This is a genomic window from Leptolyngbya sp. GGD (genome assembly GCF_026735145.1).
GTDB lineage: Bacteria > Cyanobacteriota > Cyanobacteriia > Leptolyngbyales > Leptolyngbyaceae > Leptolyngbya > Leptolyngbya boryana.
On record NZ_JAPQKE010000015.1, the window covers coordinates 1 to 17,842 of the forward strand.

The window sequence follows — 17,842 nt, forward strand, 5'->3', positions numbered from 1 at the left end:
GCCCGCAGAACTTTCCTAGCTTTTACGTCGGGTCGTTGATGAGTTGCGACAAAATTGTAAGAATAAATAGGGTTGAGCGGATCAATTACTATGAGGTCTTCAATCCTTCCAGTAACATGCGCCATATAGATAATGTGCGCCAACGTGCTAGAATCTCGCTTTGCATCAATGAACGTACAGCCGCTGGCTCGTCCTCGAAGCATCTGCTGAAAAAGCAAAGATTCAAGCCATAGCGTTTTCCCTACCCCCGTTTTTGCAAATACGGCGGCATGGGTGCAAAGGTCATCATCTGAAACCCAAAGGGGCGCTCCGGTCTCTAACTCAAAACCAATTAAATAGCGGTCCAAAATCTTCTTTCCTGCTTGGCGCGTCTCTAAAAGTGCCTTCGCGAAACAGTCTCGCTGTGGTGGCGCACCAAGCACTTCCTTCCCTCCCCGATGGGCTTTCTCTTGAGCACGCGCATAACTGATGAGTACGGCATCACACACAAGTCCTATAACGCGAAGATAGGACACCATCATGGGAAGCCCGACAAGAAAAGTGAGAGTCGGACTAAGCACTACCGAATCTACGATAGCAATCACCGAAAAAGTGCATACCGTAGCAATGAGGCTATGAATGAACGCCTTCTTGAGCGCCTGAAATTGTAATTCAGCAAAGCTTTTAGGCAGTGTGTAATGGATAGTCATCGAGCAGATGAACAAATGCTTTGGAAGCTTTTGCAGTGATAACAGCTTTGGAAGCGAAGTAAAGAAGAATTTTAAGAATACGCTGGCTTTATCAATATCCTCTTCGATTCCTCATCCCTGATACCTCACAGGGCGTGACAAAAGTGATTAAGGGATATCCTCATCAATTTGCTCTGCTTCCAGTGCAGTAGCGGCAGAGCCTAACTCCTGCTCTAATTTGTCTAAGACAGTCTGTTAAACAATGTGCTCATTAGGATAGGCCTCTGCAAAGCTCGCATATAAGTGAGGTTTAACGGCCTTACCATCCATTTCGCATCAGCGTATCGACACTTTGGCGTGAAAGAACTTTTGCACAGTTTCGCCATTCATCTTCTGCTGCATCCAGGTTTGCGTTGTAGCGGATGTCAAATCCATTGACCCGCTTTTGAGCATTAATGTACTCATCAAGCTTTTCGTCTAGAATTTCAATGTTCTCAATCCATTCATCTTCGATCGTATCGGGAAGCGATCCAAAGAGATCGAAGCGGTCCCGCATCCGCTCAGAAAGACGTTCATAAATAGTTTCATCCACCGTGTCTTGGTAGACCAAGTTGAGCATGTCCACGTTGGGGCGGGTTTGCCCGAAGCGTTTAATCCGGCCAATGCGTTGCTCTAAGCGAGTTGGGTTCCAGGGTAGATCAATATTAATCAAAGTTCCTAAGCGTTGAAGGTTGAGACCTTCGCAGGCTGCATCGGTAGCAACCATGATTTTAATGGCTTGTTCTTCGACTAAGGTTTTTAACGTCTTTCGCTCCGCACTATTGCGGTCCTGCGGTCCTCGAAAGAGAGCACTTTTACCAGCGCCTGCGTAGAGACCAATGAGCTGATCGGGGAAAAGCGCTGCGAGCTGTTCTGCAACCCACGCGGCTGTGTCGTAATACTGACTGAAGATAATGCAGCCGTGCTGACGCCAGTTTTCCTGAACGAGGTAGTGCTTGACTGCTTTCAGTTTGGGGTCCTCTCCCTGCATCTGTTCTAAAGCACTGATTAGAGCCTGAAGCGCCTCTTGTTCAGCGGATGAGATATCTAAAATTTGGTCAGACTCATATTCGCTCTCATCCTCCATCGCTTGGCCTTCCAGCAGTTTTCGAGCGGTATTGAGCCCTGCAACCCAACTTGAGCACAAGCGCTGTTTCAAGAGGTTCTTCATAAACCCAGCTTTCTTCCCACTTTGCCCATAGGCTCTGCCGAAAGCATCCGCCGCTTCATAGGCACTATCAAAGGCTTCATCGGTTCTTAAAGCTCGCCGTCGAAACAAAATGGCAAAAGCGTTGGGATCCCGAGAGAGTTCCTGGTTGGGATGGAGGTCTACCCCGACTCGTTGCAGCAGTCCTGCTTCTTCCAAGACCTTTCGTTTGCGAAGGACGACATGACGAACGACCGGATTGTGGCGTTGGAAGAACCTCATCCCCTCGCGTTCACGATCCAAGAGATCCTCGATGTCATCGCGGACAGCACGGGGTAATTTCACAATCGGTGCGGTGATGTCAAACTCACGGTCTTTGATGCCGAGCTCTCCCCGAATTTCGTGCATGACTCGTCGAAAGTCGCTCTCGTCCGAGGATTCTAATGGTGGGAGTGGCGATCGCAAAAATCTCCAGGCAATCTCCTCATCGTCGATCTGCTCTCTCCCCGTGATAACCGGCACCGCTTCTTGAGAGTATTGCCAGGGGCTAAAGTCACTCCCCAGCACAAAACGACCATCGCCTTGGTGCAAGATGCGGAGTTGGTCCCACAGGTCATCGACTTCCGTTTGAATCGGGGTAGCAGTTGCGATCAGGACGTGTTTAGAGCGCCCCGCTGCTTCGATCATAAAGTGCAATAACGCATTGGGTTCACCAGCATCTTTGCCTAATCCTCGTTTTGTGCGGGCTTTATGAGACTCATCCAGAATGAGAACTTCAAAGTTAACGTGGCTTAGCAACTCCTTTTCTCTCGTTGGCTGAATAATTAACCCAGTGGAAATAATGCCAATGCGGAGCGGGCAGCGCACAATTTGCTCAGGACCGCTGGGAGAAATTGCTCGTCCTTCCGGATCAAGCCACACTTTTTTCTGCGAAGACCAACGGGCACAAGCTAGCCCAAGTTTATCAATCATCTCTGTCTGCCACTGCTCAGTCAGCGTTGCTGGCGCAAATATGACAATAGGGCGTCTCCTTCCGTTGGCGCGACCTTGAGTAACCTCCTGCTCATGCAACAGCGTCAGGGCCAACATAGCGGTGCCAAGGGAGAGAGTTTTGCCGAGCCCAACCTCATCCGCGATTAGGAGCCGCACCACGCCATGCCACCGAAGATGCTTGATGCACTCCGCGACAAACGCTCGCTGCCAAGGTTCCAGTGAGAGTCCTTCCCGATACATGGGGGATTCAACCAAGGCAGCCGGAGCTAGGTTCTCTTGGTCAGTCTCGTCGTCTTCGATTTGAATTTCTACACGATGAGCCCTTCGTCCCATTTCCTGGACGATAACCCGAGGCAGTGGCACAGCCTTAGCCCATAGCGCATCAAACTCTGCTTGAATCCATGCAATGCCTTCAGGACTTTCATCCGCCCAGACAATTTCGTAGTGCTCTTGCCACCCTGAGCGCGTTTCATTCATGGAGCCAATAAACCCAATCTGGCGTCCATCTCTAAGTTCAATCACGCCAGCTTTGCCGTGAACAAATCCGCAGAAATCATCGGGAGCGACTCGAATGGCATTCGGGTGACGATTGAGAAATTGGTAAAGCCATTGGTAGCGAGGTTTATTGAGGAGGACCTCTGCTTCTACTGGCATTGTGTTCAATCGCCCCAGCAGTTTTGACTCGTGTACTTTGGCAACTTTGACATCCTCAGAGCGCACATCGGAATTACAAACAATTCGGATGTCCTCAATTCCCTCTAAGTATTCGGCTGCGATCTCAAATAGAGAGGAGGTGAAATAGCCTGCAATCCGGTGATAGCGCCGAGCCTGCTGTAAGTACTCGGTCAGCAGTGTGCGATCGAGCCGATGAGTTCTCGACGAAAAGCGATGAATCAACGGCTGATTCATATGATTTCTTCCTCATCGTTATTCTCACTCTCTTCCCGCTGTTTCCCCATCGCTTTTTCAATCAGCAGCAGTAGGGCTTGCTTCCGCTCTAGATAGAAGGTGTCAAAATCATCAGTGCGTAGCGGTTGGGGAGGGATACAGTGACTACCAAGAATCCGATCCATTTCAGAATCGTCAATTAACACTTGAGCATGAGATTGCAGTTTTTGGAGATAGTTTGAGGGTGCCACGCCGCCAATCATGCGATTTGTCTTATAGGAGATGGGTGTTTTGTTGACGATTGTGTCGTAACGGTGGCGGGGAATATGATTGGTCTCGCACCAGGCGCGCGGAAAGACGTGGTGAATGTCGAGCGCAATTTCTTGAGCATCTAGTTCAGTAATGCTGGCTTTCCAGAAAAGGTCGCGGGCTCCTTCCCGGAGCACTAAGACATTGATACCTTTATACGCCGCACTTAAGCGGGAGGTGAGGCGATCGAGCCTGTCCGATTGGAATGAGGCGTCTCGAATGGTGCGAGGAATCTGCTTGTCATTGTCAACCCAGATCAAAAGGTCTTCTAAGTCATTGGCGATTCGAGTTTCGACGGCACCGCCATACAGTTCGCCTAATATGCCGCACCAAAACCACTGGGTGAGCTTGTCATAAATCCGAGGCTCCAGCCATCGCTCTCCCAATGTCGTCATAACAGAGGCTAGCGGTACAAGCTGGGTGCGGTACGGCAATTCTCGAACATCATAAAATGCCTGCTTTCGCAAGAATTTGGCGGCCAATCGAAATCCCGCTTCTACTTTATCGGACCAGTTTCGATAGGCTTCTAAGGGTAACTCCAAAACAGAGCTACGCTTGGCACTGACTGGTGCAACTTGCTTGCCCTGTTTCCCCCCAGCTAAATCCACCCGGCGTTTCTCTAAAGTGTGGAGGAGGGTGATAGCTTGGAGAAAGTCGGTCTCTTCAACAATAGAGAGAAGAGGATCTTTTGCGAGCCGCTCTTTTCGCGATTCAACCGACCGTAATTTACTGCCAAACCAGTCATCTCGTAAGTTATAGCCATCAGCTGCATAGCTGGCAGTGACTAATTCAAAGACCGACAGAGGCACTCCGCCCGTGTTGACCTTTTCAAAGACGAGGCAAACGGCTTCCTTAGAAGTTTCCTTCTTGAGCTCAATGATGGGGACCTGATAGGTCCCAAACGCATCGAGAAACCGCTTTTGAAACTCTAAGAAGGTGGAAAGGTGTTGCCCATTGAAATGGCTGAGGTCCTGAAGCCACTCTGCCCAAGAAAGAATTCGATTACAAGGGAAGTACAATTGTTGGCACTCTAACTCTCTAGAGGAAAGATCAAGGTCAAGTTTGCGGCCAAAGTCAGATCTAACCTGACGACTTTCATCCACAGCAATTAAGGCCTCTTCAAGGCGCTCTCCTCCCTCTAAAGCTGTTGGAATATGGAAGTAGTAGTAACGGTTGATTGCTTTCCCTTTGTGGGTGCGCGTTTTAACGGGACCATCCAGGGAGAGCACTTGTGTCAAGGTTGTAAGCCGCTGCTGACCATCAAGAATGAGTTTTGATGCTACAGGCAGGGGTTCTGGTAGTAGCACATTCTCTACTGGCCGCACCTGAAAGCGGACGCCTCCTCCCGTTTCAAGCAGCATCACTGCTCCGACTGGAAAGGAACGTCCAATGCTAACAAGTAGGCTTTGGATGTGGCTATCGTCCCATACCCATCCCCTTTGGAAGTCTGGAAGTTGAATGGTTCCAACAACAATATCTTTAAGAATGTCAGGAAGTGAACGCTTTGTACTATCAAAGGTAGTCATTGTAGTAGGGGCAGTGAGGGAATAGGTGGGGGTGAAAGGGCATGGGAAAAGAGCTGCTTAGATCCCTTCATTGCGAATGCGGTTCGCAATGATTTCAGCTTTCTGAGCTTCCATGGGTCGCTTCTCGCACCACATATCGGCAAGGTAGTGAGAGATCGCAATCAGGTGACTACGTTTCTGGAAATAGGTGTCATTGAGGCTGGTGCGAATTTGCCCAATAACGACTTTCGGTTCTTTATCGTTAAGCAGCTCTTGAATGGCAATGAGAATTTCACTGAGCAACGTTCCGCCTAATTCGCCGCCTGCAAGTTCACGCGATTTGAAATCTTTGGGGGCTTTTAGCCGTGCTTGGTTGGGGCTTAAAGATGCCATTAAGGGTTGATAGGACACGTGAAAAGCTTTCGCAAAGTTTTGGTAGTTATCGAGTTTGGACGCGCCTGTCTTTTCGATTGCGACCATCCGTAGGTAAAATCGTTCGACTCCCGTAATTTCGCTCCAGGTTTCTGAATTGAGTTCCTTGAGCCGTTCTGGGATGAGAAGGGTATTTGCAATCTCAGAGGCGTAGGTAACAATATCATCGACGACAGTCGTTTCACCTCTTTGACGAGGTTGGAGCGCAAGATTTGTGACGTCTCGACCATCTACTTCAGTGTAGCGAGTCAGTACTTTTAGTGCTGCTGCATAGCCCGCCATTTGAAGGTCTGAGTCGTTGAAAACAGTCTTGCCATGGGACTGAGCTTCCTCATTCAAGTGCATCATGGACTCAATTTGTGCTGTTACCTCTTTGCGAATTTGGGGCAACAGTCGTTGCTTGAAGGTCGATGCTGGTTGCAATCGTTTGCGAAGTAATAAGGTAACTGTGCCCTGTACATAGCCGCCTTGTTTTAACTCGGAGGTGGTTTCAGTAGCGATGTACCAAGCGCTTACCACCTGAAGTCCAGCAGCCCAGAAGATAGACACCATGTCGGCCCAGATCCCTGTGTTTTGGTGCGTGAACATGACGCATTGAAGAGCGTTATCAGGCATATGAGTGGCCATCGCTTTGTAGGCATTGACCATTCCTTGTCGAAAATCTTCACCATCTCCCTTAATAGCTAAGGTACGACGAGAGTCCCAAATCCATTGATCAAACGGTATTGGAGGATTTTTGCGAAGCCAAGCAATAAAGAATTCGGTTATTTCTTCATAGTTAACAGCATCCGCATAAGGAGGATCTGTGATCCAAAGGTTGCAATTGGTCTTTAAATCCTGAGCATTTATACTAACAGCTGAAAAACTCCCAGACATAGGGTGAGAGCGCCGCTCATACCTAGATATGTAAGCGCTAATCTCATAAGCACTTCTTTCTGCATATGAGAAGAACGTGTTAAGTGCTTGGTTATAGAATACATGTGCGACCTTATCTCCAGTTATTGCAACACCAGGTCTACCAGGGCTACCAGGAGTCCACTGGCATAATTTAGAGGAATAGTCTAATACCTTGCAGAAATCGATAAGTAGATCGGGAATTGCTTTCGAGTGCCGCATCAAAGTTGAAAGTATAAGAAGCTGCCTTGGAGAAAACAACTGATGCCAATATCGCCATCCTCGCTCACGGTATAGCCGAGTTGTTTCAGCCCCTGGCTCAATTGGCATATCGGGCACCCATCCTTTTTCTTGCCAGGTAGCCAAATTTTCTTCAATGATGTTTTCAACCTTTTGTTCTCGTTCTAAATCAGCTTTAGTTACAGAAGCAAAGTATGTTTCTTGGCGGGATTGTTTTAGTGTTTCTTTAGTAATCCACTGGACGCAGTAAAGCCGTTCTTGAAAAATGTCATCAGCGCAAGGTTTAAATTCGTGGGCTTCCCAGGAGCGCAAGCGATTGCGATTCTCACCACTCTCAGCTCGATAATCCCCTCGGATAGTTTTAATCGGTGTGCAATACCTTTTTTCTTCAAGTTCATACACTAAATTGCCACCTTGAAGCGTACCTAGCGCAGCAGATTGCATTTCAGTATCACTGGCATCAGTCACAACCTTGATGTCGAATCGCTTCCTATCAAAGTCAGGAATAAGTTTTGCGTAAGCTCGTCGATTTTTAGAAATGACCCAGCTTGGACAAATTGGTATCATCCATCCTGTCTGGGGACACCGAGTTTCTAGGCAATACAAGAAAACTTTTGCCCTATCTCCTTGCTCGTTGTGTTCAATTCCTAATTTAGTAATTTCGCGATCGATAGCTTCTGCAACTTCCTTTTGGGCTTTCTCAATTTCAGCCCGTTTCCATGAGCTCGCTCCAATGACATTGAAAGCTCCCCAGGTAAGCATACAGGCTATGGGATTGAGATCTGAGGCATAAACATCACACCCCAATCGCGCTGCCTCAAAGGGGATTGAACCTCCCCCGCAGAACGTATCTCCCACTTTTGGACGGTGCCCGTATCGTAAAATCCCAAGCTGCTCCACGAGTTCTGCATGAGAGTGAGCGTGAACACCAAACTGGCTTAGACGAGCATTGATATCATTCCAAATAGGTCCATAAAGCACGTCTGGATTGCACTCTTCAGGGCGCTTACAAATTGCTACTTTTTGTTCGTAAGACAGTCCCTCTAAAGCTTGAGTTAATAAAGGGTGTTTTTCTGTATCTGTTAAAGATCGCTTCCAACGCAGGGTCAATCCTGGATACTGAGATAATTTCAGTGGAAAATGGAGGCTGACAATGTCAGATAAATCGTACTGTCCCCCTTTGATGGTGTAGTCAAAATAATCCCAGGGATTAATCAAGGTAATCCGTTCAGCAATCTCTGCCACCCTTAAGTTTGGTTCTCTGCGACCAAAAGAGGCATCATCAATAGCCATTAGTTTCTCAAAAATATCGAGATCAGCTTCCAAATCCTCTGTTACAGGCAACAGACAGCCCAGCACAATCGCCCGTACCATAATTAAAGGCTTACGGCCTTTCCAATAAGATCCGAGGGCCGTTAGAGTTTGTCCTGCCCCAGCTTTACGCTCCTTTTGCGCCTCTGCTGAAATTTTTAACGCTGGAAACACGCGCTCAATGAGTGACGGAGCATCCTTTAACGCCAGCGGTTCTAGGGCTGGTTGGGTAATCTTGATCGCAGCCTCCATCACTTAGCTCTCCTCTCGTTGAAACAGGGGCAGTGTTGCGTAAATGCTCTCATCTAACTTTTTCCCGCCACGTCGCGGTTCTTGAATCGTTGCTTGAGGGGTGTCGCCTAAGGCGTAACGCAAAGCCATTCGCCAGCCCCGCCCTCGATCGTTGAGACCACCGACGGTAGACGCTGTCATACCGAACAACCACCATCGTTCCTCAGGGCGAAGGGCTAGCCAGTTTCGTAGCGCGGTGCCCACCCTGTCTGGATCGAGATCTTCAATAGCCCACGCTAGGACACATAGCTCTTTCCCGAGCAATCGATCGACTAAGTTTTCTCCCACCTTCCACTGACCCGGCTTGAGATTATGAGCCTTGAGGCGTTCGTTAAACGTGCGCTTTACAGGGGTAGCAATTTCGTTCCACACAGGCCGGGAGATGATCACGCGATCCAACACATCTGTTGCATCGCCTTGTGCGTGCATTCCCAAATCTTCGGTAATTTGAACTGGCTGCCGACTGCCGCGTGGGATGACCACAACAAAGTGGTGAGGTGCAATGGTAAGCGGTACACCGAATCCTTGAGTTGCGTGTGCTGGTTTTATCGCCGGTCCTCTCTTACGTTCGTTGCCCATATCTCTCATCTGCACAGCCGCTAAAGCCATGTCACTGCTCCACTTTGTCGGGGGTAAGTTCGATGTTTGCGATTTCAGCAAAGGCTTTTAAGTCAAAACCAGTGTCAAATTTCGCACCATCTCGAATAGTTAACTGCACGAGCGCGTCTGGTTCATCCAGATTTTCACGGAGAGAAGCAATGACTTTCTCTAAAACGCATGGAGTGACGGGGCGATCGTTAAAGCGCACTTGCACCGCGTGTTCTCCTTCGCCAACGTTGAGGGTAACGCCGTTAAACATCACGCCCCGACGCTCCTTAAATTCCGTGATTAACTTAAAGACCGTGTTGGTGGTATCAAACCGTGGCTTGTGCCCGATGAGTTTGGCTGGTTTTGCTTCGTCGATCTGAGCCCGTTTAATTCCCTTTTCTTGAATCGTAAAAACGGTAGTCTCAGTTGCGTCGCCAGCAGTGGCAAAGACCTGGAGCATCACCTTCTCATCACCGATAGGGAAGGGACCGTCATACACCCGTCCATGGCGAGGATTGGTGCTATCGAGGGTGTACTGAAGTTTTGCCTGAGGGGTGACCGCAAGTTCTACCGTCCGGTGATCCGGGTGATCATGAACTTGGTGACGTATCTTGAGCTTCGCTACCCACCGCTTCGGCTCGCCTGGTTCGTGGAGCCCTGTAGTATCAATCGCCAGGAAATAGAGGGTTGCTTCTTTCGTCCGAAACGCATCGAGGTCCTCTACCACTGGGTCCTCGGTGCTGACATTCGGGGTAAGCCCATAGTGCACGTTAGGGTTTTGACCGGCGTGTTTAGGGTTTAGCGTGATAATGATTTCGCCAGTCGTGGAATCTTCGCGTTGATCCACAATATTGACTTCTGTTTTCTCCTTAGGAAATGGGCCTTTTTCGATGTAACCATCACTTCCTTCCCGCCACCGTCCTTGAGCGATCGCTTGAACTTTGAGTTTTTCAAGGCCTCTACTTCCGGGCAACCATGGCCACGCTGGTTCGCTCTTCGCCCGCATTAGCACATCGCGCCAAGGTGTGCGTCGATCGCTCTGCGGCCAGAGGTCTTCTTCAGCCATACCAAAGTAGGCAAGCGGATCAGTCTCTGCATCGAGAGCAAGTTTATTGTCACACCGCATACTTGCCAGCATGGCTTCAATTTGTTTTTCCACGCTGTCTTCGCTGGATTGACCAAACTTTAAGCCATTCTCGATCGTGGCCGGTTGCAGTCCCTCTTCGGTTGGATAAAACAGCCGGTTATAAGCCCCTTGGAGGGCTTGGAGAAAGGCTCTTTCGGCATCTTCCTTGGCTTCTTGGGCCTGAGTATAGAGAGAGTCACTAGATTGAATGGTCTTAGCGATACTGGTAATCGCATACAGTTCGCGGAGCGCTTCTTCTACGCGGCTTGCCATATGGGTATCGTTCCCCGAGAGCACCAGCAGATTGTTTTTCTCGGTGACCGATCGATAAAACCTCTGAATGTCGTCTGGTGGCACCGTGTTATCAGGAGGTACGACGACCATCACCCGATGCGTGGAAAGCCTGATCTCATCGACTTCTGGCATTACCAACACTTCCTGGTAGGCAAGCTTTGATTGGGGTTCGAGCTTACCCTTTAGGTGATCGCGCAAAGCTTTATCCACTTTTGCTTTTGGTAAGCTTTGAGCCTCTCGCTGAATCCGTTTGGTGAGATTCTCTGTCTCTTTAAAGTAGAACAACTCACCCTCAGCATGAAGATACCAAGCATTCTTTCGTAGTCGCTCAAAGGCTTGAGCAAATTCTTCCGGCTTCCGATTCGGGGCAGCAAGATATTCAATTAGCTCTTCTCGACGAACCCCTAAGTGTCCCTTAAACGCTAAGGAAAGCGAGGCCGAGAGGATCATGGCAGCCACTTGGCTGCCTGCATCACTATTGAGATTGGCATCAATCTCTTCTGCATGAGCATTGCCATTGTCAGCAATATCGCGAGTAATTGCCGGTCGCAACGCGCGATTAATGTCAGTAACCTCATTCATGACTTCGCTGTCGTTGAGGTTCAAATGCTGGGTGCCAATCAGATAAACGTCATTCTGCTCTCGCTTCCAGACGGATCTCACAACACGAGCTGCAAATTGCAGCAACCCTCGAGTTTCGCGGAAATCAGGATTGTCCTTAAACAGAGCGACAAGATGCTTAAAGGAGGGATGAAACGGGTAGGTAGATCGGACTTCGTCCGCAATTTGCTCAAGACTACGAGCCGTGAGGTAGCCACTATCTTCAGCAATTTTGACCTGTTCAGCATAGGCTTCAGCGACTTCATCGATGTCTTCTTCAGAGGAACAAGACACAAAAAGGCGCTTGCGGAGGATTGAGTAAATTTCGCTGCCCTCTAGGGAAACAGGCGTAATAACCTTAGCTTGTCGAGAGGCTTCGCGTTGAACGTCAGCGACCAGTTTACGGACTTCCTTGATTTGGTCGCTGTAACTATCCGATAGGTTAGCGAGCACTACACAGCAACGAGGTAGTTCTAATGCGGCTGCAAATAAATTCGACAGAGCGCGGGTCAACACGTCCACTAACGACCCTTTCCCTACGGTAACCGTGCGAGCTTCAAGAAAGTAGGGGGGTAGCTCATCAAATAGAATGAGCGTTGGTTGATCGCCAATAATTTCTTTCCAATGCTCCTTCCCTGGTGCCTTCGGCCCATTTTGCCAGAAAGGCTTCATAGCCTCTTCGGCTCCAAGCTGTTTGGCAATTTCACCCCAGAGGTAATGATGGGGACTCTCTCGCCCATCAAACACTGCTACCCGAGCTGAGGTTCCATCGAGCCGACTGAGAACATCCGGTGGCAATAGGTTGGCACGTTGAGCAGGGTGTTTAGCTAAGAGTCCCAAGGCACTCATCAAGTGAGTCTTCCCGCCTCCCATTGCTTGAGCTAATTCAAAGAGAGCTTGGCTAGTCTGTCCCGACAGTCTAAGGAGCCCTTCACGTAGAAGGTCTTCCATTCCCCGCGTTAAGTAGCTCTTTTCAAAGAACGCCTTTCCTTCATCTTTTGCATCAATAACCTGAGCCAAGCTCTCCACGCCTCCGGCGACTTGGTAGTCAAGGGTAGAGTCATGAACTTTACAGGCGTCTTTCACCGTCTTTAACATGCGGGCTCTCTCCTTGAGTTGCCAAATATACCGAGTAGAAGGAGGAATCTACACCAAAGGTGCTCGTGCCCATAGGGCACTCATAGAGTGCCCATTTGACCCACCGAAATTTACAGAGCTATTAAAAGTACTTCGATTTACTCAGCTTCTCAGGAAGAAGCTGATGTAGATTGTGTAAAGATAGTTACACCAATAAAAACTTTCCAAGATTTATTTCTATCGAGAAGAAATGATTCCATCCTTTTGGCGGACAACGAGTTTCCATCAACGTTGGCAGATTCACGCACTACGAGACATGTTTTGAATGCCAAGAGGAGCTTAGGCAGACAACGGTGTATTGAGCAAAGTTTCAGCTTGATTCATACACAGAGTCAGCAAGAAAATTTGTATTAGGTTATATAGAAGACAAAGAAATTGATGAGATGCTTCCGAAAAGGGGCGGGTTTATACTGAATCCAGCCCAAAGGGAACGACGCATAGGTTACATGATTAGAGCAGCAAGAAAGGCAAGCCTTAAAAACCTATCGAATTGGTTGATACCTGTAGTGACGGAATCAACTGATAAAAAGTATCGGCATTGTCGCTTGGAGGAGCAATTAGATCACCGTTCAGCTTCTATTCAAGAGTTACAAATTCTGGTTCATGAAGCGCATGAAGATTTTCGCAGGCATTTTCGTAAATTGCTGGGTGAGTCGCTGGATCCACTAGGGGGAGCTGATTCTGAGTATCCATTAGAGGATTACCCTCGAATATTTCCGCTTCAACAATTAAAGGGATATTTTGGCGAAATATTTGCAGGCGTGATCGCTGAAAATCTAGATCCGCTTGGCCATCAGTGGGAGGTTCCAATTTTTGCCTTCCGGCACCATCACTCTGCGTTTCATCAGTTTGAGATGTACCGCCAGAATGGTGAACCTCCTAAGACTCGCCCTGGTCGATTTGGCGATGACATGCTTGCATTTGAGCGGGATTCAGAAGGGAATATCATTCGTGCCCTTGTCTGCGAAGCAAAGTGCACCTCAAAGCACAATACTGAAATGATCAAGGATGCTCACGAGAAAGCCAGCGAAGGTAACTTTGTTCCAGTTGATTATCTTAAATTGGTCGAACTCCTCAAAGATTATCCGACCGATCCGAATGCAGTTGCATGGATTCACGCTTTACAAAGGCTTCAATTTGTGAGGAGGAATACGATCAATTACGAACGATGCGATTTGGTGAGTTACATTTGTGGACTTCCTCCCGCTAGAGCTGAGCTAATTTCTCGCTCTAAACCGCATATAAAGTACACTGCAAATCGTCGCTTAGAAGCGGTAGAGGTTCTGCTTCATGATGTTGAAGGATTGGTAGAAGCAGTCTATCAGAAAGAGGAGATCGCTATCATTTCCATAAAATCGCCAGCTCTACTAGATGAGCTTTGGCAGGATATCGTGAGGTGCGTCACTCCACAGAAAGTAAAAGAGCTCGTGAGTCAGCATTGCCGATTGCTTAGCTTTGATGGGTATCGAGCGATTGTGGAGGTGAGTTCTCTAGGGGTATATCGAGACGTTCTCTCGAAAGATACCCATATTAGGCAAGCTTTCGAGGAAACAGGTGCAGTCGTGCTTAACGGCGGGCAGATGAAAGTAGAGTTAAAGTTAAAGGTGCGCGATACGACTGCTCGCAAGGATTTACAAATAGAGCCTATTTTAAGTGGTAACGTAACGGGAGACAAAGAAATAGACATTATTCAGTGGGAAAAGAATGAGAAGTTAGAGTCTCTTCAGTAGGGTGTCATTTCTTGCGTAGTTCAGCGAGGAACGGATGGTTCAGGCAAATGATGAAACTATCTCTCTATCTTCAGACCTGATCGAACGGTTTGCAGGACGCGCGCTACTGCCTTCTTTTGCAAAGCTTTATAGTCACCATCAACGGCTTATTGAGAATCAACCAGGTCTGCCAAGTTGGAGGCAAGGAGAGTCGTCTCAACGATTAAATGACGTAATCCGTCTTATTAATGCTGCCCTGATTCAAAAGCAAATTGGCGATGAGCGTTGGCGCAGTGCGATGCGAAGATCTGGGGAAATCCTAGAGTGGCTTTCGTTGTCTGAACAACATCAAGAGGAAATACCAGTTCTTTTATTAGCATCAGCAGCGTACCAAATTGCTGGCTATCCAGCAATGGCAGCTGGAATATTGAAGAGGGAGGCAATCTCACAGCAGGAGTCAAGAATCCTCGTTGCCCTATTAAAAGCGGATTTCGTGGATTTATTTCGCCAACTTACAGGCTATTGGTCTACATCACCAACGAACTATGATCAACCTTTATCAGACACACTACTGATCTCAGAACAGTTGCATTCGTTAATTATCCGTGAAACGTCAAGTGCTTTGGGTGTTCTTTGTGCTGCAATGAGGTGGGGGGATGAGGTTCGCATAGAACGTGCGATCAGAAAGCTTGATGCAGTTGGAAAAGCTCTCCTCCACGATTACAACCCGTATTCTTGGTTACTGGCTAAGCTTTGTGCTGAGGTTGCTTCAAGTTATGTGGCAAGCTCAATGAGATCTCACCTACACGAACTTTCACGACAAATCAGTGAATCTGGGCAGTCTGTACTGGAGAAGTATCTGCGGCAGAACTATCTTGCCGGTCGAGCGCTTGCTTGGACTTCTCAAGTGCGAGGGATTGAACAATTAGTGACAGGTGAATCTTTTGCTCTATGCACACCCACAGGATCAGGAAAAACCACAATCGCAGAGATAGCCATTCTTCAGAGTTTATTTCTACCAGGACAGGCTCCCAGTGACTCTAGCGGAGTTGCTCCGCTAATCATTTATTTAGTGCCGTCTCGAGCCCTTGCCACTGAAGTTGAGGCGAAATTGGCGCGAGTTTTGAAAAATGTCGCACCAAGGCATGAACCAATTATTGTCACAGGTTTGTATGGAGGAACAGATTGGGGACCAACGGATGCTTGGCTTACTTCGGAGGAACGTACAGTTTTGATCTGTACGTATGAGAAAGCAGAAGCGTTAATGAAGTTCCTTGGTCCTATGTTTCTTCACCGCGTTTCTCTAGTGGTGATTGACGAAGCCCATACAGTTCAGTTTAAAGGAAATTTAGAAGCATTACGCAAAGCTGAAAGTCGGGAGTTACGGTTAGAAGCACTTGGAGCGCGGCTCTTTAACTATCTGTCTGCACGAAGCCGCGTCATTGCACTTTCCGCAGTTGCAGCCGAATCAGAAAACGCACTAGCAGGTTGGGTAACTCGTCAGGTTGATGCTACGCCTGTGAAAATCAATTATCGAAGTACACGGCAGCTAATTGGTCGGCTCGAATGCTTGCCAGGGAGAGGCTTTGAGATTCGATACGACTTGTTAGACGGAGCTAGTCTACAGTTCCAAGGGGAAGCGGAGTCGGAAACTCCGTTTATTCCGAATCCTTTTCGAGCGTACCCAGCCGCCGGAAGGATTGAATCACATGACTCACCTGCCAAACGAATGCGTCCATTCTTATTCTGGGCTGCTATGAATTTAGCATCTTTAGATGAGAGGGGCGAATCGAGATCGGTACTTATTTCTATTACTCAACAAATTGGTGGTTACGCCGATGACTTTCTGAGATTGCTGAGAACGTGGAGAAATGAGATCCCTCCGTTCTTTCAACCTCCTACCGATGACAGTAAACGAAGACTGTGGGAAAGAAGTTTGCTGTCTTGTGAGGATTATTTTGGTCGTAGATCTCGCGAGTATAGGCTCCTGGAAAAAGGAGTTGTTGTGCACCATTCAAAGATGCCTGGATTAATGGCACGCCTGCTCATCGAGCTAATAGATAAACGTATCATTACGTTGGTGCTTGCAACATCAACTCTCTCAGAGGGGGTGAACCTGCCGTTTGAGACAGTACTTATTCCTTCTCTAAAACGGCATTCAGGCACACAACCTGAGAATCTTTCCGTTCAAGAGTTTGGCAATTTAGTTGGCCGAGCAGGACGTCCTGGTATAGGAACAGAAGGACGAAGTCTTGTTGTTTTGATGAATGTACCTAGTAATGATCGGCGAATTAGGAGTGATCGTAACCTCTATGCATCCTTAATCCGCGAGTTTCGGAATCAAAGAGATACAGATAATTCTGCGGGAGCAATTAGTGCCTTGGCGACGCTGCTTAGGGACTTGGAAGAGCAGTGGCAGAGATTATCAGAGAATCAACAGCGTGGAGACTTCCTGGTCTGGTTGGAGCAAACTGCACCACTCGCGCTTGGTGGTAACGGGAGCAATATTGATGATGAAGAATCTCAGGCAATAGAATCGCTTGATACCCTTGATAGCGTGCTATTGTCAGCGTTAGTAGAAATTGAGCTGATCGCTACACAGGAGTTAAGCTTGAGCGATCTAGAAGAACGTCTTCAAGCAGTATGGAGACAAACATATGCATACTATGCCCATCATTCCGAGACAAGATTAGAGCAGCTATTCGTACTAAGAGGACGATCCTTAAAAACAACAATCTACCCTGACCTGAATCAGCGGCGTCGGCTATATCGCACCAGCTTACCCCCTCGCTCCGGGAACCAGCTTTTAGCATTATACGCGCCCCTCAGGGAGCATCTTGTGTCGGGCAGGGACTATGTTGAATGGTCGCAGGAACAACAGTTGAGATATCTGCAAGCGACGATCGAAACTGTGGGACAAATTCCAAAATTTAGGATCAAAGAACCTCGTGGACAGGTAACGTGGGATGAAATTCTTTGCTGGTGGCTTCGTCATCGAGAAGCGCCAAGGCAACCAACTGATTCTCAGGTTTCAGATTGGCATGGTTTTGTCAGTCAGAACTTTGGATATCGCTTTAATTGGGGCGTTGGTAGTTTTATTGCGCTCGCGATAGATGAAGCCTTTGGTGGTGAACAGATGACTTCGTCCCTCGAAAACTGGCCTCAAACCGGACTTCCTTGGATCGTTTTTTGGATGAAAGAGCTACTCGTATGGGGAACACTGGACCCAGTAGCAGCGTACTTGCTTGCGAGAGCTGATCAAGTCAGCAATCGACGCGATGCTGAAGAGTTGGCACAAGCCTATTATCAAAGCGTTTCCGGTGTAGAGCCAAACGAGCGGTTAAATGCTGCAACAATCAAAGATTGGGTCCAAAGATCGTTCCGGGAGATTATACCCGGAAATACAACGGCATCCCCTGTCTCTCGATTCAATGTCTCACTACTGAGGGATTTCAGAAATGCTCACACCCAATCTTGGCGTGTAATTCCAGTCACAAGTGAAGATGAAATTCGCTGGTTTGATCCAGCTGGTTTCCCGCTTGCACGTTGTTCAAGACCAGAGAACTGGCAACCAGAGTATTTGACTAATCGTGATTTTACGCTGAATTCGAGGGATCAAGTCGTTTCTACATCACCTTACGTATAAATGAGTTGAATACGTCAAGGGCTTT

8 protein-coding genes are annotated in these 17,842 nt (G+C 48.0%); 2 read left to right on the forward strand and 6 right to left on the reverse strand.

Annotated elements, in window-relative coordinates; genetic code table 11:
* The 6 genes from OU814_RS30705 to OU814_RS30730 form a co-directional block, all read right to left on the reverse strand.
* Nucleotides 1–689 (reverse strand): hypothetical protein (locus tag OU814_RS30705; RefSeq protein ID WP_442786165.1); only part of this gene is annotated, 689 nt, incomplete at its 3' end.
* A 298-nt stretch (nucleotides 690–987) separates the two neighbouring features.
* Nucleotides 988–3,756, reverse strand: a complete 2,769-nt coding sequence (locus OU814_RS30710) for a phospholipase D-like domain-containing anti-phage protein (RefSeq protein ID WP_268243224.1) — start codon at nucleotides 3,754–3,756, stop codon at nucleotides 988–990.
* Complete coding sequence (locus tag OU814_RS30715; protein ID WP_268243225.1) at nucleotides 3,753–5,570, reverse strand: GmrSD restriction endonuclease domain-containing protein; 1,818 nt, start codon at nucleotides 5,568–5,570, stop codon at nucleotides 3,753–3,755. Before OU814_RS30715 ends, OU814_RS30710 begins: the two co-directional genes overlap by 4 nt.
* Nucleotides 5,571–5,627: 57 nt before the next feature.
* Nucleotides 5,628–8,678, reverse strand: coding sequence for an anti-phage-associated DUF1156 domain-containing protein (locus tag OU814_RS30720; RefSeq protein ID WP_268243226.1), 3,051 nt, complete (start codon nucleotides 8,676–8,678; stop codon nucleotides 5,628–5,630).
* Between the two features lie 3 nt (nucleotides 8,679–8,681).
* Nucleotides 8,682–9,326, reverse strand: a complete 645-nt coding sequence (locus tag OU814_RS30725) for an anti-phage-associated DUF3780 domain-containing protein (RefSeq protein ID WP_268243227.1) — start codon at nucleotides 9,324–9,326, stop codon at nucleotides 8,682–8,684.
* A gap of 1 nt (nucleotide 9,327) precedes the next feature.
* Nucleotides 9,328–12,423, reverse strand: a complete 3,096-nt coding sequence (locus tag OU814_RS30730; RefSeq protein ID WP_268243228.1) for an anti-phage-associated DUF499 domain-containing protein — start codon at nucleotides 12,421–12,423, stop codon at nucleotides 9,328–9,330.
* Between the two features lie 485 nt (nucleotides 12,424–12,908).
* Here OU814_RS30730 and OU814_RS30735 point away from each other — a divergent pair, with 485 nt between their 5' ends.
* Together OU814_RS30735 and OU814_RS30740 are read left to right on the forward strand one after the other, a co-directional pair.
* Nucleotides 12,909–14,192 carry a hypothetical protein gene (locus OU814_RS30735; protein WP_268243229.1) on the forward strand — a complete coding sequence of 428 codons (1,284 nt, stop codon included), beginning with the start codon at nucleotides 12,909–12,911 and terminating at the stop codon, nucleotides 14,190–14,192.
* A 34-nt stretch (nucleotides 14,193–14,226) separates the two neighbouring features.
* Nucleotides 14,227–17,817, forward strand: a complete 3,591-nt coding sequence (locus tag OU814_RS30740) for a DEAD/DEAH box helicase (RefSeq protein ID WP_268243230.1) — start codon at nucleotides 14,227–14,229, stop codon at nucleotides 17,815–17,817.
* Nucleotides 17,818–17,842: the final 25 nt, after the last annotated feature.